Here is a 24,165-nt window from a genome sequence, read left to right on the forward strand (position 1 = left end):
TGGGAAAACCCAGCCTCGGACTTGACCATGGCGCGCCTCGAACGCTCAAGATCGCCCGACTAGTCAGCCAACACCCCCACTCGTCAAAAACCACCAGGATGTGGTAAAAACAATCGGGCGAACCGCTTCATGGCGGGCGCGGCGACCCGATGGAATTTCAACAAACGCTAATAATCACTCCATCATGTCGCCATAAATTATTTTTTATTGTCTCGACTGTTCAGGCCACTAAAGTGGTACACGTCGATTCGATGAATGAGACAACTCACCAAGGCATCTCGGCGCTGACACAGCGACCGCAGAGGAGGATAACAATGAAGAAGTTCACATCCGTGATCACCACGGCAGGCGCCGCCGCGCTGCTTGCGACCGGCATGGGTTTCTCTGGCGCCGCAATGGCGGAAGACGCCGGCCTGTCCGAGTCTGCCAAGAAGGGCAAGGAAATCGCCTTCGGCCGTGGCGCGGGCAACTGCCTGGCGTGCCACCAGATGAAGGGCGGCAACCTGGCCGGCAACATTGGCCCGGCCCTGATTGCCATGGAAGCTCGCTATCCGGAGCGTGAGGATCTCGTGGCAGTGCTCAAGGACCCGCGCGACAAGTTCGGCGACCAGACCATCATGCCGCCGTTCGGGGCCAACAAGATCCTGAGTGACGAGGAAATCAACAACATCGTTGACTACCTCTACACCCTGTAAGCACAGGCCCTCAGGACCGAGAACAAGACAAGACCCGAATCACGAGGAGATATCCATAATGAAACGCCTGTTTTCCAGCATGATCGCCGCCAGCGTTCTCGCTACCGGCGGCGCGATGGCCGAGCCGGCCAACCCGTCCGATCCGGAAGAGTTCCGCCAGATGATGGTCGAGTTCTACCAGGAGCGTTACCCGGACGTACCGTTCGAGGAGTACAACAACGGCGTCTACGCCATCGACGAAGATGCCCGCTCGCAGTGGGAAGGCATGATGGTGTTCCCGGAGACCGACCAGTACGTTGCGGCCGGTGAAGAGCTCTGGAACGAGTACCGCCTGCCGAACGGCAAGCCGCTGTCCTCCTGCCTGGGCGAGGCCAAGGGCCTGCGCGCCAAGTACCCGTACTTCAACGAGAAGGACGGCGAAGTGCACAGCCTGGGTCTGGACATCATCAACTGCCAGAAGAACGCCGGCGAAGAGGCTGAGAAGGTCTGGGATCCGAAGAACAACTACAAGAAGCTGGCCAACGTGCTCGCCTACCTCGCTAGCGAGTCGAACGGCATGACCAACAACGTGCAGATCGACAGCGAAGGCGCCAAGGCTGCCTACAACCGCGGCAAGGAAGCATGGTTCCGCCGCACCGGTCGCCTGGACAACTCCTGCGCCGACTGCCACCAGTACCACGGCGGCAAGTACGTCCGCGCCGAGCACCTGCACATGAACCTGGGTAACACCACCCACTTCCCGCTGTTCCGTTACAGCAAGGGCAGCATGTTCACCCTGCACAAGCGGATCTACGGCTGCTTCCGCGACACCGGCACGGTGCCGTTCGCGCAGTACTCCCCGTACTACCGCGACCTCGAGTTCTTCATGTCCTACAACGACAACGAGCTGGAGCTCAACGGTCCGGGCATCCGCAAGTAATCCATCGGATTACTCGGAACCAGAAAAGCAGGCTTCGGCCTGCTTTTTTTATGTCTGCCGTTCGGAAAACCTCGGACCAGGCCGGACGGGACCGGGCCGGCAGGCGTTGTCATGCCGGCGCTGGTCATGGTCCGGCATAAGTATTTTTTCTATCGTCGCCGTGGTCAGTATGGTTAAATGGCCCGGTTCAGTTTCCTGGCACTGCCCCCGAAGTGCCCACCGGGCTTGGGCCGGGTCAGGGAACCGCTAAAGATCCCAAGGATCCCGTCCCCTGCTCCATGCCGGGCCGGGAGCTGACCCAAACTGAAAACGTAAAGGGGAGTTTTCAATGAGTCTTTCTCGTCGCGAATTTCTGCAGATGCTCGCCGTGGCCTCGGCCGCCGGCATCAACCTCGAGACCGCCCAGGCCGGCACCGGCACCCAGCGCGTCGCCAGCTCGGTAAAGGCGAACAACGCCTCGAGCAACATGTACGAAGTGCCGCGCTTCGGCAACGTGTCGTTCCTGCACATGACCGACATGCACGCCCAGCTCAAGCCGGTCTACTTCCGCGAGCCGTCGATCAACCTCGGCGTCGGCTCCATGGAAGGCAACGCCCCCCACCTGGTCGGCGAGGCGTTCCTCAAGCACTTCGGCCTCGAGCCGAACACCCCGGCCGCCCACGCCTTCACCTGCCTGGACTTCAGCGAAGCCGCCAAGAAGTACGGCAAGGTCGGTGGCTTTGCGCACCTGCTCACCCTGATCAAGCACATGCGCGAGCAGCGCCCGGGCGCCTTCCTGCTGGACGGCGGTGACAACTGGCAGGGCAACGCCCTGGCCCTGTGGACCAACGCCCAGAGCCAGATCGACGCGATGAAGATCGCCCGTCCGGACTTCTTCACCTCGCACTGGGAAGCGACCTACACCGCCGACCGCATGGTCGAGGGTATCGCCGACCTCGAGGGCGCGACCGACTGCAACTTCGTCGCCCAGAACATCCGCGACTCCGACTTCATGGAGCGCGTCTTCAAGCCGTACGTCATCCGCGAGCAGAACGGCGTCAAGGTAGCGGTCGTCGGCCAGGCCTTCCCGTACACCCCGATCGCCAACCCGCGCTGGATGACCGAGGGCTGGACCTTCGGCATCCGTGACGACGAGATGCAGGACGTGGTCAACCAGGCCCGCGGCGAAGGCGCCGAAGTGGTCGTGGTCCTGTCGCACAACGGCATGGACGTCGACCTCAAGATGGCCAGCCGCGTTACTGGCATCGACGCCATCATGGGCGGTCACACCCACGACGCGGTCCCGACCCCGACCGTGGTCAAGAACCGCAACGGCCAGACCCTGGTCACCAACGCCGGCTCCAACGCCAAGTACCTGGGCGTGCTGGACTTCGACGTGCGCAACGGCAAGGTCCAGGACTACAAGTACCACCTGCTGCCGGTCTTCTCCGACTTCATCGAGCCGGACAAGGAGATGCAGGAGTACATCGACAAGCTGTACAGCCAGGAGATCACCTTCGAAGGCAAGACCTTCAACGTGGGCGAGCGCACCTCCGACGTACTGGCGACCAACGACGCCCTGCTCTACCGTCGCGGCAACTTCACCGGCACCTGGGATCAGCTGATCTGCGAGGCGCTGATCGACGTCAACGACGCGCAGATCTCGTTCTCGCCGGGCGTTCGCTGGGGCACCTCCCTGATCCCGGGCGAGCCGATCACCTACGACGACATGATGACCGAGGTCGCGCTGACCTACCCGAACGTCACGGTCAACGAGTTCACCGGCGAGCAGATCAAGGGCATCCTCGAGGACGTCTGCGACAACATCTTCAACACCGACCCCTACTACCAGCAGGGTGGCGACATGGTTCGCGTCGGTGGCCTGAAGTACGCCTGTGCGCCGAATGCCGAGAAGGGCAAGCGCATCATGGACATGGAGCTCAACGGCGAGCCGCTCGACCCGAACAAGTCCTACAAGGTCGCGGGCTGGGCCTCGGTCGCCGAGCCGGGCAACATCCCGGGCGACACCGGCGAGATGATCTGGGACCAGGTCGAGACCTGGCTGCGTGACCAGAAGCACATCAAGCCGGTCAAGCTCAACGAGCCGGTCCTCAAGGGTGTCGAAGGCAACCCGGGAATCACCGACAAGTGCTGATGCCAGCATCCCCCTCGGGGGATGCCCGAAACACGAAGGCCCCGCCAATTGGCGGGGCCTTTTTCGTGGTGACTAGCCGCCGGCCGGCGCGATAGGCCGAAAGCGGGCCGCGGCCCGATCCTTCTCCAATTCGCCAAGCCGACGCACCAACCCACTCATCGCCAGATACACGCCGGGAGCGGGCGCCCCCTGCACGAAGCCGAGCGCCAGCCCGAGGTTCAAGGCCGGCTCGACCGGATCGATCTCGTAGGGTCGCATGGCGCCGGTCAGGACCACGCAGTGCCCCGGAAAGGCCCGGGCGAGCACCTCCCCCGTGCGCGCCATGGTGTCGGTGCCATGCACGACCACGATCGGCGCATCGGGTCGACGCGCTACCGCCTCGCACAACGAGGCCACGATGGTCTCGCGATCGACGTCCGTCATCTCCAGGCTGTCCTTGCATACCGGCTGGAGCCAGTCGATGTCCAGGTTCCTTTCGGCCGAGCGCAGAATCTCCCGCGCGGCCTGCGCGCCCGGCTCGACGACCAGCGAGCCGTCCCGGGGGCGATAGCGCTTGTTGAAGGTGCCCCCGGTGTCCACCAGGATGACCGGTTGCTGTTCAGCCAGGCCGACCACCTGATCGGCTGTGCCTGTTCCCATGGCTCTCCCTCGACTGGTTTTGACTGACCGGATGCGTTTGCCGGCCAAGTGAAGTAAAATGGCCGATTGATTCTAAAGGAAGCGTCGAGCGCCCCGGTATTCCCCGCCTCGAAATCGCCGCCACGGCGATGGCCCCGGGGTGAGCCCCTCGAGGGCCACAGGGTAGCGCGATGGCGGCCAATCGGCCGCTCGACGTCTTCGACACGCCCCATCCACATTCGGTGCAGGCCGAGTAAGCCACGACTTCATGGACAACCAGCCGAAACGCTACATCGTCGAGTCAGTGACCAAGGCCGGCGCCCGATTCCGCCCGAGTGACTGGATCGATCGCATCTCGAGCTGGGATGCGACGTTCGCCCAGCACCGCCTGGTCTACTCGCAACGGCTGCACCCGGTGATGCTCAACGGGCAGAAGGTCCTCGCCATCGAACCGGGGCTGAAGACCGCCAACCGACAGATGTTCGACTCGGTGATGCAGTTCATCGAGCGCAACAACCTCAAGATGCACGTCCAGTACCCGGACGGCCATCTCGAGGAGTACACCGGCGACAACGCCCCCACGTCCCCGGACGCCGCGACCTCATGACCCACAATCCGCCGCGTGTCGGCTTCGTCAGCCTCGGCTGCCCCAAGGCCCTGGTGGACTCCGAGCGCATCCTCACCCAGCTGCGCGCCGAGGGCTACGCCCTGTCCGACAGCTACGAGGGCGCGGAGCTGGTGATCATCAACACCTGCGGGTTCATCGACTCGGCGGTGCAGGAATCGCTCGATACCATCGGCGAGGCACTCGACGAGAACGGCCGGGTGATCGTTACCGGTTGCCTGGGCGGGCGCGACGAGGGTGAGCTGGTCCGCGAGACGCACCCCAACGTGCTGGCCGTGACCGGACCGCAGGCCTACCAGGAGGTGATGGACGCAGTCCACCAGCACCTGCCGCCGCGGTTCGACCCGTTCGTCGACGTGATGCCCGAGCCGGGCAGCCAGGCCCGAGGCAAGACCTCGGCACCCGTCAGTGACGAGGCGCTCGATACCGACACGGTGTCGCTCGAGGACGCGGTCGGCGTCAAGCTCACCCCGCGACACTACGCCTACCTCAAGATTTCCGAGGGCTGCAATCACCGCTGCAGCTTCTGCATCATCCCGAGCCTGCGCGGCGATCTCGTCAGCCGGCCGATCGGCGAGGTGATGACCGAGGCGGAGAACCTGGTCAACGCCGGCGTGCGCGAACTGCTGGTCGTCTCCCAGGACACCAGCGCCTACGGCATCGACACCCGCTACAAGCTGGATTTCTGGGGCGGGCGCCCGCTCAAGACCCGCTTCCGCGAACTCGCCGCCGCGCTGGGCTCGCTCGATGCCTGGGTCCGCCTGCACTACGTCTACCCCTACCCGCATGTCGACGACGCCGTCGAACTGATGGCCGAAGGGCTGGTGCTGCCATACCTGGACATCCCGTTCCAGCACGCCAACCACCGCATCCTCAAGCTGATGAAGCGGCCGGCCTCGAGCGAGAACGTCCTCAAACGGATCGCGAAATGGCGCGAGATCTGCCCGGAAATCACCATCCGCTCGACCTTCATCGTCGGCTTCCCCGGCGAGACCGAGGAGGAGTTCCAGGAACTGCTCGACTTCCTCGACGAGGCACAGCTCGATCGCGTCGGCGCCTTCGCCTATTCACCCGTTGACGGGGCGACCGCCAACGAGTTGCCCGACCCGGTCCCCGAAGCGGTCAAGCAGGAACGACTGGCGCGCTTCATGGAAAAGCAGGCGGCCATCAGCGCGGCCAAGCTGGCACGGAAGGTCGGCCAGCGCATGCCGGTGCTGGTGGATGCCGTGGACGAATCGGGCGCGGTGGCCCGCAGCATGGCCGACGCGCCGGAGATCGATGGCGTGGTCTACCTGCCGGAGGTCACCGACGTCGCGCCGGGCGACTTCGTCGAGGTAGAGATCGTCGAGGCCGACGAACACGACCTGTGGGGCGTCCCCGTTCCCTGATGATCTCGGTCGAGGCACCGCCACGAGCCATCCGCTCGTTCCACCGCGATGCCGAAGGTCACTGGTTCGCGCGGCTCGAGTGCGGTCATAACCAGCACACCCGCCACGACCCGCCGTGGATCAATCGCCCGTGGGTGGAACAGAGCCTCGGGCGCATCGCGATGATCGGCACGCCGCTGGCGTGTCGTAAGTGCGCCGACGGCGCCGGACCCGACCCCAGCCCCTAACCGACCGCGTGACGTCCCGGAGGGAAACCGACCATGAGTGAAGACCGCGACTTCAAGCCGCTCAACATCGCCGTGCTGACCGTCTCCGACAGCCGCAGCCTGGCCGAGGACCATTCCGGCGACCTGCTGGTCGAGCGCCTCGAGGGCGTGGGGCACCACCTCTACGAGCGCGACCTGCTCCCCGACGACATCTACCAGATCCGCGCCGCGGTCTCCCGGTGGATCGCCGCGTCCGACTGCGACGTGGTGATCACCACCGGGGGCACCGGGCTGACCGGCCGCGACGGCACCCCCGAGGCGGTCTCGGTCCTCTTCGACAAGACCATCGACGGCTTCGGCGAGATGTTCCGGGCACTGTCCTTCCAGACCATCGGCAGCTCGACCCTGCAGTCGCGCGCGACCGCCGGCGTGGCCAACCGCACCTACCTGTTCGTCCTGCCCGGCTCGACCGGTGCCTGCAAGGATGCCTGGGACAACCTGATCGAATCGCAGCTCGATTACCGCAAGCGCCCCTGCAACCTGGTCGAGCTGATGCCGCGCCTGACCGAGCGCTAGCCCGCGAGCACCGCCGCGATACCCCACTGGCTGATCCAGACGGCCACCAGCGCATAGACGCCCGCCAGCAGGTCGTCGAGCATGATGCCCAGCCCGCCGTGCACCCGCCGATCCAGCCAGCCGATCGGCCACGGCTTGATCACGTCGAAGACCCGGAACCAGGCGAAGATCAGCAGCAGCTGCCACCAGGTCTCCGGCAACACCACGAACACCAACAAGACCCCGACGATCTCGTCGAAGACGATGCCGCCGTGGTCGTGAACGCCCAGGCGCCGGCTGGCCTCGCCGCAGAGATAGACCCCGACGAGAAACAGCACGGCCGTGGCCGCCAGCAGCAGCGCGATCACGGCCGCGTCGCCCAACGGGGCCGCCAGCGTCATCAACAGCCAACCGAGCAGGACACCGGGCAGGGTGCCGACGGTGCCCGGTGCGCGTGGCGCGAGGCCCGTGCCGCCGCCGAAGGCGAGCCACATCACCGGGCTCGCCCCCAACTCTCCCGCGCTGACGCGTCGCGAGGTCTTGCCCGCGCTCATGCGCCTTCCTCCCTGAAGTGGTTGTAACCGCGTCGTCCCGGCAGCGGGCGCCCGGCCCGTTCGCGGACCGTGCCCACCGGACCGGCCTCGTCGAGACGACCGATCACCGTCAGATCCCAGGCCGGTTCCAGTGCCAACCCGGGCGGCAGGGCGAGCAGCAACTCGTAGTCATCGCCACCGCCCAGCACGCGATCGATATCCGCGGGTCGGGCGTCGAGCCAGCGTCTGGCCGCCGGCGAGAGTGGAACGGCATCGAGATCGATCTCGGCCGACAGTCCGCTGGCATCGAGCAGGTGCCCGAGGTCCTGGAGCAGGCCATCGGAGATATCCAGACCGGCCGCCTGCCCGCACAGCGCCTGCCCGGCGGCCAGTCGCGGCTCCGGGCGGTCGAGGCGATCGAGGAGGTAGGCACGGTCGGCGTCATTCAGCCCGCTGGGCACCTGGTCCGGTTGCAGGGCCACGACCAGGCCCAGCGCGGCATCGCCGACGGTGCCGGTGACCGCCAGCCGGTCGCCGGCGCGCGCACCGTCACGCCGGATCGCCGTGCCGCGGGCAATCGAACCGAAGGCGGTGATCGACAGGGTCAGCTGCGGGGCCCGCACGGTGTCGCCGCCGACCAGATCGCAGCCCCAACGATCCGCGGCCGCACGCAGGCCGGTAGAGAAGCTTTCCAGCCAGGCGCTGTCGGTCTCGGGCAGGCCCAGCGACAGGGTGAAGCCCAGCGGGGTCGCGCCCATTGCGGCGAGATCGGAGAGATTCACCGCCAGGGCCTTGTGCGCGATGGCATCGGCGGCGGTGGCGTCGGGGAAATGCCGGCCGGCGACCAGCATGTCGGTGGCCACCACCAGTTGCTCGCCCGGCGGCGGCGTGAGGATGGCGGCATCGTCACCGACGGCCAGCGACACCGCGCGGTGCGTGGCGGGCCAGTCGAAGTACCGATGGATCAGGTCGAATTCCTGCATGTCGACCAGCGTCCTCCCGGACGACCCAGCTAATCCGGAGACCGTCAGTCCCGGCGGCGGGGTTCGGTGGGGCGGGCGCGATCGGCCAGGCGGTCGAGCACGCCGTTGACGTAACGATGCCCGTCGGTCGCACCGAAGCGCTTGGCCAGCTCGACGGCCTCGTTGATCACGATCGCGCGCGGGGTCTCGAGCATGTGCATCAACTCGAAGGCCCCCAGGCGCAGGATCGCGTGCTCGATCGGATCGAGCTCGTTCACCGGGCGGTCCAGGTGCGGCTCGATCGCCGAGTCGAGCTCCGCGGCGTGCTGCTCGACGCCGCGCAGGATCCGCCGGAACAGCTCGAGATCGATACGCAGCATGAAGGCATCCTCCATGAACTGCGCCTCGAGCTGATCGACCGGGATCGGGTTCATCAGCTGCTGATAGAGCCCCTGGGCGGCCCGTTCGCGCGCCCAGCGCCGCTGCTTGCGCGCCGGAGAGGACTTCGCGCCGCGGGCCGAGGGAGCCCCCTCGCCGCCGCGGGCATCCTCTGATCGATCGCCACCGGTGGGCTCGTCCTGGGGAAACTGCTTGATCATGGGTGCTTAGGCAATCTGGTCGATCTGATCGAGGAGGTTGACCATCTCGATGGCGGTGGCGGCGGCTTCCGCGCCCTTGTTGCCGGCCTTGCTGCCGGCGCGTTCCATCGCCTGGTCGACCGTGTCGGTGGTCAGTACGCCGAAGATCACCGGCATGTCGAAGTCGGTGGCCACCCCGGCGATGCCCTTGGCCGCCTCGCCCGCGACGTAGTCGAAGTGCGGCGTCGCGCCACGGATGACGGCACCCAGGCAGATGATCGCGTCGAACTTCTCGCTCGCGGCGACCCGCTGGGCCACCAGAGGCAGCTCGAAGGAGCCCGGCGCCATCACCACCGTGATCTGGGCCGGATCGATGCCGTGCCGACGCAGGGTGTCGATCGCCCCGTCGCGCAACCGGTCGACGACCTGCGCGTTCCAGCGCGTCGCCACGATGGCGTACCGTCCTGCGCGGGCCGTCAACCCGCCTTCGATCACCTGAACGTCATTCATGCTTGTTTGTCCCGTGAGCGGCGGTCATTCCGCCTCGTCGTGAATGTAGTCAACCACTTCCAGGCCGAAGCCGGCCAGGGCATGGAAGCGCTTGGGCGCGCTCATCACGCGCATCTGGCGGACGCCGAGATCCTTTAGGATCTGGGCACCCACCCCGTAATTTCGCAGTTCTTCGACCTCGCCACCGACCGGTTCGGCGGCCGGCTTTTCCCAGCCCTTTAGCTGGCGCAGCATCTCGTCCTCGTTGGGGGTCGAGCGCAGCACCACGGCCACGCCCGTCTTCATCTCACCCAGCCGGGCGAGCACGTCGGAGAACGGCCAGCCGCAGTCGCGCCCCTCGGGCTCGAACAGGTCACAGACCGCGTGGTGGACGTGTACACGCACCGGCGTGGGCGTCTCGGCGTCCGGCGTGCCGCGCACCGCGGCGAACTGCAGCTGCCCGCTGGTGAAATCCTTGTAGGCGTGCAGGGTAAAACGGCCGTGACGCGTGTCGATCTCGGTGGCGAACTGGTGCTCGACCGAGCGCTCGTGGCGCATCCGGTAACGGATCAGGTCCTCGATCGAACCGATCTTGATGTCGTGCTCGGCGGCGAAGCGCTCCAGGTCCGGGCGGCGCGCCATGGTGCCGTCCTCGTTGAGGATCTCGACGATCACCGCCGACGGCTCACGCGCCTCGGCCAGCCGCGCGAGGTCGACACCGGCTTCGGTGTGGCCGGCCCGTGCCAGTACGCCCCCGGGGCGGGCCATCAGCGGGAAGACGTGCCCCGGCTGGACCAGGTCGGACGGCTTGGCCTCGGGGGCCACCGCCGCGCGAATGGTGGTGGCGCGGTCGGCGGCCGAGATGCCGGTGGTCACGCCGCGCGCGGCCTCGATCGAGACGGTGAACGCCGTCTGGAAGGCCTCGCGGGTGCGGCTGACCATCAACGGCAGTTCCAATTGCTCGCAACGCGCCTGGCTGAGCGTCAGGCAGATCAGGCCGCGGCCGTAGCGCGCCATGAAGTTGATGTCCTCGGGGCGCACCTGCTCGGCGAGCATGACCAGATCGCCCTCGTTCTCGCGATCCTCGTCGTCGACAATGATGACCATGCGCCCGGCACGCAGGTCGTCGAGGATCTCGTCAATGGAACTAAAGCTCATAGGGTCTCTCAGCGCCGTCGAAGGCAATCGGGGATTGTATCATCGCGCGCCCCACTGTAGACCATCGCCCGGCCATGCTCGGGCGCGCCGGCCGTCAGGACAGGTCCTGGTAGGGGCTCTGGCCACCGCCGCCCACGCCGTCACCGGCCTGCAACAGGCGCTCGAGGTAACGGGCCATCAGGTCGACCTCCAGGTTGACCTGCCGCCCGGGGCGGTACTCGCCCATGATGGTCACCTCGAGCGTGTGCGGGATGATGGTCAGCCGGCAGCGCGTGCCGCTGACCTCGTTGACCGTCAGGCTGATCCCGTCGATGGCAACCGAGCCCTTCTTGGCGACGTAACGCGCCAGCTCCGGTGGCACCCGTAGCCAGAACTCGGTGGCCCGTGCCTCGGAGCGGCGGGCATCGATGATCGCCAGCCCGTCGACGTGCCCGCTGACCAGGTGCCCACCCAGCGGCGTGGCCAGGGTGAGCGCGGGCTCCAGGTTGACGCGCGAGCCGGGCGCCAGTTGCCCGATCGTGGTCAGGCGCAGGGTCTCGGCCGAGCAGTCGACCGAGAAGCGGTCGCCCTCGAGATCGGTCACCGTCAGGCAGACGCCGTTGACCGCGATGCTGTCGCCGATGGCGGTATTCGCCAGATCCAGCCCCGGGGCCTCGATGGTCAGGCGCGCGTCACCACCCGTGGGGGTCTGCTCGACCAGGGTGCCGACGGTCTGGATGATGCCGGTGAACATGCGTGTTTCTCCGCGGAATAAGGGCAATCGCCCGGCTGTTTAGCGGGCCGGCCGCAGGGTCAGGCGCAGGTCCTCGCCCAGCCGGGTCTCGTCGACCAGCGTCCAGCGAGTGGCGTCGGCCAGTGCGCTCGGCTCGGGCAGCGCCAGCGCCGGGCGGGCCTGGTGACCGAGTAGCATCGGCGCCTGGTAGACGACCAGCTCGTCGCATAGCCCGGCGGCGACGAACGCCCCGGCCAGCTTGGCGCCTGCCTCGACCAGCACCTCGTTGATTTCCCGCCGCGCCAGGTCGGCCAGGATGAAATCCAGGTCGAGGCCCAGCCCGGGGGCGGTCGGCGCCTCGATCAGGGTCGCCTCGCGCTTGAGCAGGGCATCATGATGCACCCCCTCGTTGGCGTCCCGGGTGTAGATCCACACCGCCCCCGGCGAGTCGAAGATCGCGGCGAACGGCGGCAGGCGCAGGCCGGAGTCGAGCACCACGCGCGCCGGCTGGCGCACCTCGCCCTCGATGCCGAGCTCGTCTGCCGACAGGCGCACGTTCAGCCGCGCGCTGTCGGTCAACACGGTATCGATGCCGCTCAGGACCGCGCACTGGCGCGCGCGCAGGAACTGCACGTCACGACGCGCGGCCTCACCGGTAATCCACTGGCTCTCGCCGCTGGCCAGCGCACTGCGCCCGTCGAGCGACTGGGCCACCTTGACCGTCACCCAGGGCCGGCCGCGCTCCATGCGCGAGACGAAGCCCGGGTTGAGCGCGCGGGCGGCCGCCGGGGCGATTGCCTCGCTCACCTCGACGCCGGCCTCACGCAGGATCGCGTGCCCGCGCCCTGCCACCTGCGGATTGGGGTCGTTCATGGCGGTGACCACGCGGGCCACCCCGGCCTCGACCAGTTGCGGCGCGCAGGCCGGGGTGCGGCCGACGTGGCTGCAGGGCTCGAGCGTCACGTAGGCCGTGGCCCCGCGCGCCCGTTCGCCGGCGGCCCGCAGGGCATGCACCTCGGCATGCGGACCGCCGGCGCGGGCGTGAAACCCCTCGCCGACGATCTCGCCGTCACGCACCAGCACGCAACCCACCCGCGGGTTGGGCGAGGTGGTGTAGCGCCCGCGCTCGGCCAGCCGGAGGGCATACGCCATCCAGTGCCGGTCTTCGCGAGGCGTGGGCCGGTCGGCGGGGGACTCAGTTGGCATCGCCGATCAGGGGCAGTTGGTGATCCGGGTCGCTGATCACGTCGTTGGCCAGCGATTCGATCGCGTCACGGAAGGCCTCGACGCTGTCGAAGCTCAAGTACACCGAGGCGAAGCGGATGTAGGCAACATGGTCGAGCCGGCGCAATTGCGCCATGACCATGTCGCCGATCTCGCGGGCGGCAATCTCGCGCTCGCCGCGACTCCTGAGCTGACGTTCGATCTGCTCGATCGCCTCCTCGATCCGGCGGGTGGGCACCGGTCGCTTCTCCAGCGCGCGCATCATGCCGTCACGCAGCTTGCGATCGTCGAAGTTCTGCCGCGCGCCGTTGGACTTGACCACCCGCGGCATCTGCCGGTCGGCCCGCTCGTAGGTGGTGAAGCGCTGCCCGCAGGCGGCACACTCGCGCCGGCGACGGATGCCCTCGCCGGCGTCGATCGCCCGCGAGTCGATCACGCGGGTGTCGTCGTTGCCGCAGATCGCGCAGCGCATGCCCTGCCCCAGTCAGGCCCGATCAGGCCTGGTTGGCTTCGTAGACCGGCAGGCGACGGCAGAGCGCGGTGACCTTCTCGCGCACCGCCTCGATCACCGACTCGTTCTCGAGGTCGTCGATGATGTCGCACATCCAGCCAGCCAGGTCGCGGGACTCGCCGACGCCGAAGCCGCGCGTGGTGATCGCCGCGGTGCCCACCCGGATGCCCGAGGTGACAAACGGCGACTGCGGGTCGTTGGGCACGGCGTTCTTGTTGACCGTGATGTGGGCCCGACCCAGCGCCTCGTCGACCGCCTTGCCGGTCAGGCCGCGCTTGACGAAGCTGACCAGGAACAGGTGGTTGTCGGTGCCGCCGGAGACCACGTCGATGCCGCGATCGACGAACACCTGCGCCATGGTCCGCGCGTTGTCGATTACCTGCTGCTGATAGGTCTTGAAGTCCGGCTCCAGGGCCTCCTTGAAGGCCACCGCCTTCCCGGCGATCGCGTGCATCAGCGGGCCGCCCTGGGTGCCCGGGAAGATGCGTGACTGGAATTTCTTCTCCAGATCCGGGTCGGCCTTCGCCACGATGATGCCGCCGCGCGGACCGCGCAGGGTCTTGTGGGTGGTCGAGGTGACCACGTGGGCGTGCGGCACCGGGTTCGGGTAGAGGCCGGCGGCGACCAGGCCCGAGACGTGGGCCATGTCGACCATCAGGTAGGCACCCACCGCATCGGCGATCTCGCGGAAGCGGGCCCAGTCCAGCACGCGCGAGTAGGCGGAGAAGCCGGCGATGATCATCTTCGGCTTGTGCTCCTTGGCCAGGCGCTCGACCTCGTCGTAGTCGACGTAGCCCTCGGCATCGATGCCGTACTGCACGGCGTGGTAGATGCGCCCGGAGAAGTTGGGCTTGGCGCCGTGGGTCAGGTGACCGCCGGCATCCAGGCTCATGCCCAGCACGGTATCGCCCGGCTCGACCAGTGCCTGGAAGACCGCGGCGTTGGCCTGCGAACCCGAATGCGGCTGGACGTTGGCGTAATCGGCGCCGAAGAGCTGCTTCGCCCGCTCGATCGCCAGTTGCTCGGCCACGTCGACGTACTCGCAGCCACCGTAGTAGCGCTTGCCCGGGTAGCCTTCGGCGTACTTGTTGGTCAGCACGGAGCCCTGGGCCTCCATGACGCGCGGGCTGGCGTAGTTCTCCGAGGCGATCAGCTCGACGTGATCTTCCTGGCGACGCACCTCGGCGTTGATCGCATCGGCAAGTTCCGGGTCGTAGCCCGCGATGGTCATGGACTTGGCAAACATGGAGTCGGCTCCTGGCAAAGGTGAAAATCAAATCCGGGGCGGCCTCGACGCCTCGAGGCCGCGAAACACAAGCGGCCGCCCCGAGGCGTACGCGGGCGACCGAACAATGCCGCGAATTCTAGCATGTTGCGCTCGGTCGCCTGCCCGGCGCATGGGAGCGATATGCAACAACGGCATGAATCCGCGTCATGACGGATCGTTACCGAGTGCGAGCATGCAAAGCATCGACAAAACCCCGCCCGCTCGCGACAATGAAAGCCATTAACGATTTGAAACCGGCATGGGAGCCTTCACGCGATGATGACCGACAACGACCGCGACGCCCTGGTCGACTTTCTCGCCCGCCACGTCGACACGCAGATCCTCACCCACGCCGAGGTCAGTGCGTTTCTCGACTTCTGCGACTTCGAGATCATCGAGCGCGGCCGGATCATCGCCGACATCGGCGAGGTGGGCGAGTCGCTCTACTTCCTGCTCGACGGCACGGCCGAGCTGATCGTCGGCCCGACCACCAACGAGGTGCCGGTCGGCCAGATCCACGCCGGCGAAATGCTCGGCGAGATGAGCTTCTTCGATCGCCAGCCGCGCAACGTGCGCATGCGGGCGCGCTCCTCAGTGCGATTGCTGCGCCTGCCGCGCGAGAAGTACAACCGCCTGCGCCTGGAACACCCCGTGTTCACCGTGCTGCTGCTCGAGTACGCGATCGTCAGCCTCGATCACCTCTATCGGCGCACCAGCACCGACGTTGCTCAGCTCAACCAATACATCCACAGCATGGGTGGCTAGGGAACTCAGCACGATTCGATGACGTCTCTGCGGGACCTCCAAGGGCCCAGATGCAAGGCGCAGTCCGCCGTGAAGGGCCGTCGCCCTTTACAAGGGCGGCAACGCCGCAGATGGGCCCTTGGAGGCCCGCCCGAATGGGGCTCGCGGGTTTGCCCGCACTCGGCGTTGCCGTCCCTCGACGGGCAACGAGCCCGTCTTCGGTCCGGCGCCTTGATTGCGGGCAAACCCGCGAGCCAGAGATGCCATCGAATCGTGCAGAGTTTCCCTAAGTCCCCACTCGGGTGGCTACTCCGCCCTAGCCTCGTCGCAGGCGCAGGGCGTTGCCGATCACGGCAATCGAACTGACCGACATGCCGATCGCCGCCAGCCAGGGCTGCACGAAGCCGAGCGCGGCAATCGGGATCGCGATGGCGTTGTACCAGACCGACCAGGTCAGGTTCTGGTGGATCACGCCCATGGTCCGCCGGGCATAACCCACCGCGAAGGCCGTCTCGGCCACCCGGTCGTTGAGCAGCACCATGTCGGCGCTGTGCTTGGCGACCGCGGTCCCGCCACCCATCGCCATCGAGACATCCGCGCAGGCGAGCACCGGCGCGTCGTTGACGCCGTCACCCACCATCAGCACCCGCCCCCCGTCGGCCTGTAGCGCGGCGACGCGTTCCATCTTGTCCTCGGGCAGGAGGCCGCCCTCGGCGTGGTCCACGCCCAGGTGCCGGCCGATCATCGCGGCCCGGTCGGGCTGGTCGCCGGACAGCAGCCACACCGAGACCCCCTGCCCCTTGAGCCGCTCCACCACCTCGGCGGCGTCGTCGCGCAAGCGATCGCTGAGCACGGCGCGGGCGATCGGCGTGGAGCCCCGCGCCACCCAGACCACCAGCTCGTCGACCGCCGCCTCGCGTTCGGGAAGGGCGATCCCCAGCTCATCCATCAGGCGGGCGTTGCCGACGGCAACGCGCTCACCATCGACGTACCCGCTCACGCCTCGCCCGCTGGCGCTCTCGACCTCCGTGACCGTCGGCGCCGCCCCGTGCGCGTGCTCGTTGCCCCAGGCGGCGAGCGCCCGACCGACCGGGTGGTCGGCGTACTGCTCGAGGGCCGCGACCATGTCCGCCAGGCGCGCGGAGTCCACATCGGCGAGGGGTTCCATGTCACGCACCATCAGCTCGCCGGTGGTCAGGGTGCCGGTCTTGTCGAACACCACGTGGGTGACCCGCGCCAGGCCTTCCAGGGCCCGCCCCCGGGTGACCAGCAAGCCCGAACGGGTCAGGCGCCCCACCGCCACGGCGATCGCCGCGGGCGTGGCCAGCGACAGCGAACAGGGGCAGGTGATCGCCAGGATCGCCACGGCGATCCAGAACGCGCGCGACGGGTCGATCACCAGCCAGGCGGCCGTCACCAGCGCGGTGGTGACCAGCAGGCCGATGACGAACTTGCGCGCGAAGCGGTCGGCCGTCTCGGCGATCCGCGGTTTTTGCGACTGGGCCCGGTCGATCAGTCGGACGATCGAGGACACCATCGTGTCCTGGCCGACCTTGTCGACCTCGACCACCAGCGGGCTTTCGGTGTTGACAGTACCCGCCGAGACGCGATCGCCGGCGCGCTTGAACTCCGGCAGGCTCTCGCCGGTCAGCATCGAGGCGTTGACGCCGCTCTCACCCTCGATCACCACCCCGTCGGCGGGCACCGGCCCGCCGGGCCGGACGAGGATGCGATCACCGGGGACCAGGTCGAATGCCGGGATCACCGCCACCGAGCCGTCGGACTCGAAGCGATTGGCGACCTGCGGCACCAGCTTGTTCAGTGATTCGGCCAGCTCGCCGGCCTTGTGGCGCGCACCCTGCTCCAGGAATCGCCCGGCGAGCAGCAGGAAGATGAACATGGTGACCGAGTCGAAATAGACCTCGCCGCTGTGCGTGAGCACCGCGTAGACGCTGCCGCCGTAGGCCAGCAGGATGCTGATCGACACGGGCAGATCCATGCTCACCCGTCGCTGCTTCAAGTCCCGCCAGGCTGGCCGGAAGAAGGCCTGCCCCGAATAGAGCACGATCGGGGTCGACAGCACCAGGCTGACCCACCAGAAGAAGTACCGGAGCTGGTCGGACAGATCCAGGAAGTCGCCGAAATACAGCGACAGCGAGATCATCATCACCTGCAGGTAGACCAGCCCGGCGACCGCCAGGCGACGCATCATGTCGTGGCGTTCGCGCCGGTAGACCCGGTCCTGGCGCTCCGGGTCGTAGGGATAGGCCCGGTAGCCGATCGCGGCGATGGCCCGCAGGATCTCGGAGAGCTGCACCCGGGTGTTGTCCCAGACCACCTGGGCGCGGTGGGTGGTGAAGTTCACCGAGAAGGATTCCACCCCGGGCAGCTGGCGCACGTGGCGCTCGGAGAGCCAGATGCAGGCCGCGCAGACGATGCCCTCGAGGATCAGCGATGCCTCGCGCCGTTCGCCGTCGCGGTTGGCGACGAACGATTTCTGCATCTCGGGGCGGTCGTAGATCGCCAGCTCCTCGAGCACGCGCTCGAGATCGTCGTCCGGGCGCGGCGAGGCCTCGGTGCGGTGGCGGTAGTAGTCCTCCATGTCGGCCTCGACGATCGCCTGGGCAACCGCCTGACAACCGGGGCAGCACATGTCGCGCTGCTCGCCGAGCACCAGCACGCGGTAGTCCGCGCCGGCGGGCACGGGGAGCCCGCAATGGAAGCAGGCCGCGTCGCCGCCCGGCGCCGCGGCCTCGGGGCGCGCCTCGGTCCTCGCTTCAGCCGTCATCGCTTGATCGCGTCAACCACTCGGCGACGATCAACGGGCAGCGACGTCGGTCGTGCCGCGCAGTTGGTGGCGGTCCTCGCCGCGGCGAATCTCGACGATCACCTCCCAGCGTCCGGGACGGGTCGGCGTCGCCGTGGCCTCGTATACGCCCGGCTCAACCTCGCTCATGCCCTTGACGAAATCCAGGTCCTGGCTCGACGGGCGCAGGAAATGGGTCTCGACCGACGCCCCCGTCACCGGCTCGCCATTGCGGTCGAGTACCTGGATACGAAACGGGGTGGCCTCGTCGACCACCGGCTCGCCCACCCAGCCACGGCGGATCTGCCAGCCCCGTTCGGACTGCTCTTCGCGGGCCGCGTCATAGGCCTCGAAGGCGCGCACCTTTTCCTGGTAGTCGTGGGCGACCGTGCCGGGGAAGTAAGAAGTGGCGACCGGACCACCCTGGGGCTCGGGCAGGATCTGACGCGCCACGTTCTCGCTCAGCCCGGTCGTGGCGATGGTGAGGAAGATCGAATCGAGCAGGATCAGCACGGCAAAGAAGGCAATGATCGTCGCCGGCCCACGATGGAATGCCATCTTTTGCGACTCGGCGTGCTTGGGCGGCGAGATGAAGCCGAGGATGAAGGCGGTCATCACCAGGATCGCGACCACCATCGCCACCACGTCCAGACCCGGCCAGTTGATGATGGCGTAGGGGGCGTAGGCAGCCAGGGCCAGCGCCCCCAGGATGAAGGCGATCTGCCGACCGGCCGTAGGGAAGCGCCAACGCAGCAGGAAGAACAGGATCGGGATGAGGGTCAGGCCGAGCGCGGCAGGAAGCAATACAGCCATGTCAGAAATCCGGTTGGGTAATGGCCCCGACCAACGGCCGCTGTCGGAACGGGGCGCGTGAAGGCGGACAATCAGCGGAACACGAAACTCGCGTCGTGCTCGAGAGGTTCGATACGTCCGTTTTCCTCGGTCAGGACGAATTGTATCTCGCGCCGCTCGACCTGCGCATCCCGAGGCGCACGCACATGCACCAGGTACTTGCGTGACCCGTCGGCGGGCACCTCGAGCGAGTCGAAATCGCCCACAACGCTCAACGTCGCCTCGGGCAGCCCGTCGATGGCCAGGTCGAACTCGAGCGGCTCCTGCAGCTTATTGTTGATCTTGACGTTGTAGTTGTTCTGGATGTCACCGCTGGCCAGGGTGGTGAACAGCGGCTGGCGCACCTGCTGGACCGAGAAATCGGCCGGCGCACGGGCAAAGATGCCGTACAGCAGCAGCACGGTGGCCGCGACGGTCGCGACACCATAACCGATCGTCCGGAACTTCAGCAGGTTCGGCTTCTCGCCGGTTTCCAGTTCCTGCTCGGAGGCGTACCGGATCAGGCCGGTGGGCCAGCCACGCTTGGTCATGATCTGGTCGCAGGCATCGATGCACAAGCCGCAGGAAATGCACTCGAGTTGCAGCCCGTCACGGATGTCGATGCCCGTCGGGCAGACCTGCACGCAGAGTTTGCAGTCGATGCAATCGCCCACGCCCTGGGCGTGGCGTTCCTCGAGTGTCATCAGCCCCTGCTTGAGCGGCTGGCGACCGGCCTCGCCCTCACCGCGCGCGGCATCGTAGGAGACCAGCAGGGTTTCCTTGTCGAACATCACGCTTTGAAAGCGCGCATAAGGGCACATGTAGATGCAGACCTGCTCGCGGGCGAAGCCGGCGGCGATCAGCGTCGTTGCCGTGAGGATGCCCGTGGTGATGTAGGCCGCGCTCACCGCGTCCAGGGTGAAGAAGCTCACGAACAGCTGCGGGGCGTCCGCCCAGTACGCGGTGAAGGTAAACCCGGTCCAGAAGGCGATCAGGGTCCAGATCGCGACGGTCAGCCCTTTCTTCGCGATCTTCTCGCCGTTCCAGGGCTGCTTTTCCAGGCGCATGCGCTTGTTGCGATCGCCCTGCACCAGCGCCTCGACCTTCATGAACACGTCCGTCCACAGGGTCTGGAAGCAGAAGTAGCCGCAGAAGGCCCGGCCCACCAGCCCGGTCACGAAGAACAACAGCCAGGCCGCCAGGATCAGGAACCCGGCCAGCAGGAACATGTCCTGCGGGTGGATGACCAGGTCGAAGAGATAGTAGCGACGCGAAGGAATGTCGAACATCACGGCCTGATCCGGCCCGACGCCGCGCTCCCAGCGCACCCACGGCAACAGGAAGAACACGCCGTAGGCCACCAGCAACACGATGTCCTTGAAGCGGCGGAACCGCCCGTGAATCGCCTTGGGATGAATCGGCTCGCGCGCCTGGTAGAGCGGTTCGGCCGGGTAGCTCGGATCGTCGTGATGGGCCATCTATCAGTCTCCGAATTGGTGCATCGGGAATATCTTATATCCCATAGGGTTTTTCTCTAAACCCAAGATGGTTACCCGGGATTGGCGACGATCCCCGTTGCTCGTTTGCACCGTTTTTTTCCGCCAACGAAAACAGTCAACGGCCGCCGCCAGCGCCAACGCCGACACAAAAAAACACCGACCAGACGGCCGGTGTTCTTCCTTGGCGTGAGCGGCGCGCGACGGCGCCGCTGGCGATCCATGTCTGCCGATCAGTTGCCGCCCATCTGACGAACGTAGATGGCGAGCATGCGCGCCTGGGTCTCGGTGAGGCGATCACCGAAGGCCGGCATTTCACGCTGGATGCCATTGTTGACCACGTGCTTGATCTCGTCGACCTTGCAGGCCACGTCATCGCCGCAGCCCGGCACGTCGGCCACGCCCCAGATGGCATCCGCGAGGTTGGGCGCGCCCATGGCCTCGTTGCCCTTGCCCTCGGCGCCGTGACAACCGGCACAGCTGGCGAACGCCTGCTTGCCGCGGCTGGCCGCCTCGCCACTGATCTCGGCTTCACCCGAGAGGCTCAGGACGTAGGTAGCCAGGTCGTCGATCTTGTCCTCGGCGACGTTCTGGGCCGGCATCATCCCCTGAATACCGTTGTTGATCTTGTTGACGATGGTCTCGTAGGAGTTGCCGTAGAGCCAGGCGTTGTCGGCGAGGTTCGGGAACAGGCCGATCTTGCCCTGGCCACCGGCACCGTGACATGCCGCGCAGTAATCACCGAAGGTGTAGTTGCCCATCGACATGGCGAACTGCAGGGTGTCCGGATCCTGCTCGATTTCCTCGAAGCTCATGTCCTTGACCTTGCCGACCCACTCTTCCTGGGCGAGTGCCGAGGGGCTGGACTGCATGTCGCGGGTGAACAGGGCACGGGTGTTCCAGTGCTCGCTGACGGTCTTCTCTTCGCCGTCTTCCCCTTCCACGGTGTACTCGACCGTGTTGATGCCCTTGGTGTAGCTGTCGCCGTAGGGCCACGCCGGGTAGAGGATCCAGTAAACCACCGAGAAGACGATGGTGACGTAGAACGCCCACAGCCACCAGCGCGGCAGGGGGTTGTTGTACTCGCGCAGATCGCCGTCCCAGACGTGCCCGGTGGTCTCGACCTGCCCCTGCTTATTTTCCGTTTGACTCATCTTTCTTCACCTGTTGTTTCTTTTCATGCGTCGGGTCGAGCTCGTCGTCGTCCATGAAGGGGATGTCCTTGTACGACTCGAGACGCTGCTTGCGCTTCTTGCCCGTGTAGACGTACAGGATGATGCCGACGAACGTGCTGAAGAACAGAATCAGCGCCAACGGCTTGCTGTTCTCCATGTCGCCCAACCACGCAAAAATATCGCCAATCAAGAGATCACCTCGACGGTGGCGGTTTCAAGTATCAACGGAACTGGTTGAAGTGGCCGTCTTCGTACTTGGAGAAGTCGACCATCGTGCCCAGCATCTGCAGGTAGGCCACGAGGGCGTCCATTTCGGTGATGCGGTTCGGATCGCCGTCCCAGTTCTGCGCACCGGCCTGGCTTTCCAGGACCTCGGTCGCGTTGCCGACGTGGAGCTTGTCGGCCATGTCGGCGCCGAACTGCTCGACGTTGGCGTCGTACTCTTCCTGGCTCTGCGAGTACGGCACGCCGACGCGCTTGAGCGCCACCATGCGGTCCTCGATCTGGCTGTAGTCCAGCTCGTTCTCCAGGAGCCACGGGTAACCCGGCATGATCGACTCCGGCACCAGCGACTGCGGGTCGACCAGGTGCTGCGTCTGCCACTCGTTGGAGTACTTGCCGCCCACGCGGGCCAGGTCCGGACCGGTGCGCTTGGAGCCCCACTGGAATGGGTGGTCGTACTGGGACTCGGCCGCCAGCGAGTAGTGGCCGTAACGCAGCTGCTCGTCACGGAACGGACGGATCATCTGCGAGTGACAGGTGTAGCACCCTTCCTTGACGTAGATGTCCCGACCTCGCAGCTCGAGCGGGGTGTAGGGACGGACACCGTCCACTTCCTCGACCGTTTCCTCGATGTGGAACAGCGGGACGATCTCGACCAGCCCCCCGATGCTGATGACCGCCAGGGTGAGGACGATCAGCAGGCCGGAGTTGATTTCAATGCTTTCGTGTTTCATTCACCTAACCTCAATCCTTTAGCGTGCGGCGGCAGCAACGGCGTCGCGGCCTTCATCGGATGCCGGCTGACGGGCACCCGAGATCGTCATGTAGATGTTGTAAGACATCAGCAGCATGCCCGAGAGGAAGAAGGCACCACCAATGGCACGCACCACGTACGGGATGTGCAGGAACGAGACGGTCTCGATGAAGGTGTAGGCGAGGTTGCCGTACTGGTCGAAGGCACGCAGCATCAGGCCCTGACCGATACCGGCGACCCACAGGGCGACGATGTAGAGCACGACGCCGATGGTGGCCAGCCAGAAGTGGACGAACACCAGCTTGGTCGAGTACAGCGTGGTACCCCAGAGACGCGGGATCAGGTGGTAGAACGAGCCGATGGTGATCATCGCGACCCAGCCCAGCGCGCCGGAGTGCACGTGGCCGACGGTCCAGTCGGTGTAGTGCGACAGGGCGTTAACCGACTTCAGCGACATCATCGGACCCTCGAAGGTCGACATACCGTAGAAGGCCAGCGCGGTGATCAGGAACAGCATGATCGGATCGGTACGCAGCTTCTCCCAGGCACCCGACAGGGTCATGATGCCGTTGATCATGCCGCCCCAGGAGGGCAGGAGCAGCAGGATGGAGAAGGTTGCCGCGAGGGTGGAGACCCAGTCCGGCAGCGCGGTCCAGTGCAGGTGGTGCGCGCCCACCCACATGTAGAGGAACGACAGCGCCCAGAAGTGCACGATCGACAGGCGGTAGGAGTAGATCGGGCGACCGGCCTGCTTGGGCACGAAGTAGTACATCATGCCGAGGAAGGCGGCAGTCAGGAAGAAGCCGACCGCATTGTGGCCGTACCACCACTGGGTCATCGCATCCTGCACGCCGGCGAACAGCGCGTAGGACTCGAGGCTGTTCCAGGCGACCGGCACCTGCAGGTTGTTGAAGATGTGCAACAGCGCGGTAGCCAGGATGAACGCCATGAAGAACCAGTTCGCCACGTAAATGTGCGGCTGGCTGCGCTTGACCAGGGTCATCGCGTAGACGGCGAAGTAGATCACCCAGACGACGGTGATCAGCAGGTCGATCGGCCAGACGAACTCGGCGTACTCACGACCCTGGGTGTAACCGGCCATGTAGGTGATGACACCCAGCACCAGGGCCAGCTGCCAACCCCAGAAGGTCAGTTCGGGCAGCAGCTTGCCACCCCAGAGGCGCGCCTGGCAGGTGCGCTGCACGATGTAGTAGGACGTTGCGAACAACGCACTGCCACCAAAACCGAAGATCACCAGGGTCGTGTGCACGGGGCGCAGACGACCGAAGGTGATCTCGGCGATGTTGAAGTTCAAAAACGGCCATGCCAGCTCACTGGCAATATACACACCGGCAAGCATCCCCAACACGCCCCAAATCATGGCCATGATGGCGAACTTCTTGACGATGCCGTAGTTGTACTGCTCGGTCGCTACCGAAGCTGTTGTGGTGGACATCGTGACCCCTCCAGACTTTTAGGTTCATCCCGGCCGCGTCGGCCAGACCCTTTTTCGCGGTCGGCAATCATAATCGAATCCCCTGCCGACAAAAACCTATGAATTTA

General features: G+C 66.1%; 25 protein-coding genes. 8 read left to right on the forward strand and 17 right to left on the reverse strand.

Annotated features, from left to right (window positions below):
- Positions 1-314: 314 nt before the first annotated feature.
- From soxX to soxB, 3 genes are all read left to right on the forward strand, one after another.
- On the forward strand, positions 315-695 hold the full coding sequence (soxX, locus tag LV475_RS09420) for a sulfur oxidation c-type cytochrome SoxX (protein ID WP_136867108.1): 381 nt from the start codon (positions 315-317) through the stop codon (positions 693-695).
- Positions 696-753: 58 nt separating this feature from the next.
- Positions 754-1,614 (forward strand): sulfur oxidation c-type cytochrome SoxA, encoded by an 861-nt coding sequence (soxA, locus tag LV475_RS09425; RefSeq protein WP_250106190.1) that lies wholly within the window; start codon positions 754-756, stop codon positions 1,612-1,614.
- 328 nt (positions 1,615-1,942) lie between these two features.
- On the forward strand, positions 1,943-3,748 hold the full coding sequence (soxB, locus tag LV475_RS09430; RefSeq protein ID WP_250106191.1) for a thiosulfohydrolase SoxB: 1,806 nt from the start codon (positions 1,943-1,945) through the stop codon (positions 3,746-3,748).
- A 72-nt stretch (positions 3,749-3,820) separates the two neighbouring features.
- Here soxB and LV475_RS09435 read toward each other — a convergent pair whose 3' ends face one another.
- Positions 3,821-4,387 carry an asparaginase domain-containing protein gene (locus LV475_RS09435; RefSeq protein WP_136867111.1) on the reverse strand — a complete coding sequence of 189 codons (567 nt, stop codon included), beginning with the start codon at positions 4,385-4,387 and terminating at the stop codon, positions 3,821-3,823.
- Positions 4,388-4,634: 247 nt separating this feature from the next.
- Here LV475_RS09435 and LV475_RS09440 point away from each other — a divergent pair, with 247 nt between their 5' ends.
- The 4 genes from LV475_RS09440 to moaB are packed head-to-tail and all read left to right on the forward strand — an operon-like array spanning position 4,635 to position 7,161.
- Positions 4,635-4,973: a DUF3579 domain-containing protein gene (locus LV475_RS09440; protein WP_136867112.1), complete on the forward strand. Its 339-nt coding sequence runs from the start codon at positions 4,635-4,637 to the stop codon at positions 4,971-4,973.
- Positions 4,970-6,379, forward strand: a complete 1,410-nt coding sequence (rimO, locus tag LV475_RS09445) for a 30S ribosomal protein S12 methylthiotransferase RimO (protein ID WP_136867113.1) — start codon at positions 4,970-4,972, stop codon at positions 6,377-6,379. The genes LV475_RS09440 and rimO overlap by 4 nt, the downstream gene beginning before the upstream one ends.
- The gene (locus tag LV475_RS09450; RefSeq protein ID WP_430886873.1) at positions 6,358-6,606 is read left to right on the forward strand and encodes a DUF3565 domain-containing protein; all 249 of its coding nucleotides are present in this window, start codon (positions 6,358-6,360) and stop codon (positions 6,604-6,606) included. The genes rimO and LV475_RS09450 overlap by 22 nt, the downstream gene beginning before the upstream one ends.
- 33 nt (positions 6,607-6,639) lie before the next feature.
- Positions 6,640-7,161: a molybdenum cofactor biosynthesis protein B gene (gene moaB, locus LV475_RS09455; RefSeq protein ID WP_136867114.1), complete on the forward strand. Its 522-nt coding sequence runs from the start codon at positions 6,640-6,642 to the stop codon at positions 7,159-7,161.
- Here the strand turns inward: moaB and LV475_RS09460 are convergent.
- From LV475_RS09460 to glyA, 9 genes are all read right to left on the reverse strand, one after another.
- Positions 7,158-7,694 (reverse strand): phosphatidylglycerophosphatase A family protein, encoded by a 537-nt coding sequence (locus LV475_RS09460; protein WP_136867115.1) that lies wholly within the window; start codon positions 7,692-7,694, stop codon positions 7,158-7,160. The two genes, moaB and LV475_RS09460, sit on opposite strands and share 4 nt — an antisense overlap.
- Positions 7,691-8,656 carry a thiamine-phosphate kinase gene (gene thiL / locus LV475_RS09465; protein WP_136867116.1) on the reverse strand — a complete coding sequence of 322 codons (966 nt, stop codon included), beginning with the start codon at positions 8,654-8,656 and terminating at the stop codon, positions 7,691-7,693. Before thiL ends, LV475_RS09460 begins: the two co-directional genes overlap by 4 nt.
- A 44-nt stretch (positions 8,657-8,700) precedes the next feature.
- On the reverse strand, positions 8,701-9,234 hold the full coding sequence (gene nusB / locus LV475_RS09470) for a transcription antitermination factor NusB (RefSeq protein ID WP_136867117.1): 534 nt from the start codon (positions 9,232-9,234) through the stop codon (positions 8,701-8,703).
- Positions 9,235-9,240: 6 nt separating this feature from the next.
- A complete protein-coding gene (gene ribH / locus LV475_RS09475; RefSeq protein WP_136867118.1) occupies positions 9,241-9,723 on the reverse strand; it encodes a 6,7-dimethyl-8-ribityllumazine synthase in 483 nt (160 codons plus the stop codon).
- Positions 9,724-9,747: 24 nt separating this feature from the next.
- Positions 9,748-10,860: a 3,4-dihydroxy-2-butanone-4-phosphate synthase gene (gene ribB, locus LV475_RS09480; RefSeq protein WP_136867119.1), complete on the reverse strand. Its 1,113-nt coding sequence runs from the start codon at positions 10,858-10,860 to the stop codon at positions 9,748-9,750.
- A gap of 94 nt (positions 10,861-10,954) precedes the next feature.
- Entirely contained in the window at positions 10,955-11,593 is a 639-nt protein-coding gene (locus tag LV475_RS09485) for a riboflavin synthase (RefSeq protein WP_136867120.1), read from the reverse strand.
- 39 nt (positions 11,594-11,632) lie between these two features.
- The gene (gene ribD / locus LV475_RS09490) at positions 11,633-12,778 is read right to left on the reverse strand and encodes a bifunctional diaminohydroxyphosphoribosylaminopyrimidine deaminase/5-amino-6-(5-phosphoribosylamino)uracil reductase RibD (protein WP_284047302.1); all 1,146 of its coding nucleotides are present in this window, start codon (positions 12,776-12,778) and stop codon (positions 11,633-11,635) included.
- Complete coding sequence (gene nrdR / locus LV475_RS09495) at positions 12,768-13,268, reverse strand: transcriptional regulator NrdR (RefSeq protein ID WP_136867121.1); 501 nt, start codon at positions 13,266-13,268, stop codon at positions 12,768-12,770. The genes ribD and nrdR overlap by 11 nt, the downstream gene beginning before the upstream one ends.
- Before the next feature lie 22 nt (positions 13,269-13,290).
- Positions 13,291-14,553, reverse strand: a complete 1,263-nt coding sequence (gene glyA, locus LV475_RS09500; RefSeq protein ID WP_250106193.1) for a serine hydroxymethyltransferase — start codon at positions 14,551-14,553, stop codon at positions 13,291-13,293.
- Between the two features lie 297 nt (positions 14,554-14,850).
- On the opposite strand from glyA, the gene LV475_RS09505 reads away from it, so the two are divergent.
- Complete coding sequence (locus LV475_RS09505; protein WP_125199575.1) at positions 14,851-15,339, forward strand: Crp/Fnr family transcriptional regulator; 489 nt, start codon at positions 14,851-14,853, stop codon at positions 15,337-15,339.
- 295 nt (positions 15,340-15,634) lie between these two features.
- On the opposite strand, the gene LV475_RS09510 is transcribed toward LV475_RS09505, so the two are convergent.
- The 7 genes from LV475_RS09510 to ccoN all read right to left on the reverse strand — a co-directional run bounded on the left by LV475_RS09510 (position 15,635) and on the right by ccoN (position 24,058).
- Positions 15,635-18,106 (reverse strand): heavy metal translocating P-type ATPase, encoded by a 2,472-nt coding sequence (locus LV475_RS09510; RefSeq protein ID WP_250106194.1) that lies wholly within the window; start codon positions 18,104-18,106, stop codon positions 15,635-15,637.
- 30 nt (positions 18,107-18,136) lie between these two features.
- Positions 18,137-18,937 carry a FixH family protein gene (locus tag LV475_RS09515; protein ID WP_136867933.1) on the reverse strand — a complete coding sequence of 267 codons (801 nt, stop codon included), beginning with the start codon at positions 18,935-18,937 and terminating at the stop codon, positions 18,137-18,139.
- Between the two features lie 71 nt (positions 18,938-19,008).
- Positions 19,009-20,433, reverse strand: coding sequence for a cytochrome c oxidase accessory protein CcoG (gene ccoG, locus LV475_RS09520; protein WP_136867932.1), 1,425 nt, complete (start codon positions 20,431-20,433; stop codon positions 19,009-19,011).
- 251 nt (positions 20,434-20,684) lie between these two features.
- Positions 20,685-21,605, reverse strand: coding sequence for a cytochrome-c oxidase, cbb3-type subunit III (gene ccoP, locus LV475_RS09525; RefSeq protein ID WP_125199571.1), 921 nt, complete (start codon positions 21,603-21,605; stop codon positions 20,685-20,687).
- A complete protein-coding gene (locus tag LV475_RS09530; protein ID WP_240031476.1) occupies positions 21,586-21,816 on the reverse strand; it encodes a cbb3-type cytochrome oxidase subunit 3 in 231 nt (76 codons plus the stop codon). The genes ccoP and LV475_RS09530 overlap by 20 nt, the downstream gene beginning before the upstream one ends.
- A gap of 31 nt (positions 21,817-21,847) precedes the next feature.
- Positions 21,848-22,582, reverse strand: a complete 735-nt coding sequence (gene ccoO / locus LV475_RS09535; protein ID WP_250106195.1) for a cytochrome-c oxidase, cbb3-type subunit II — start codon at positions 22,580-22,582, stop codon at positions 21,848-21,850.
- Positions 22,583-22,600: 18 nt separating this feature from the next.
- Positions 22,601-24,058 carry a cytochrome-c oxidase, cbb3-type subunit I gene (gene ccoN / locus LV475_RS09540; RefSeq protein WP_136867928.1) on the reverse strand — a complete coding sequence of 486 codons (1,458 nt, stop codon included), beginning with the start codon at positions 24,056-24,058 and terminating at the stop codon, positions 22,601-22,603.
- Positions 24,059-24,165: the final 107 nt, after the last annotated feature.

This window comes from Guyparkeria hydrothermalis, from assembly GCF_023555375.1.
Lineage (GTDB): Bacteria > Pseudomonadota > Gammaproteobacteria > Halothiobacillales > Halothiobacillaceae > Guyparkeria > Guyparkeria hydrothermalis.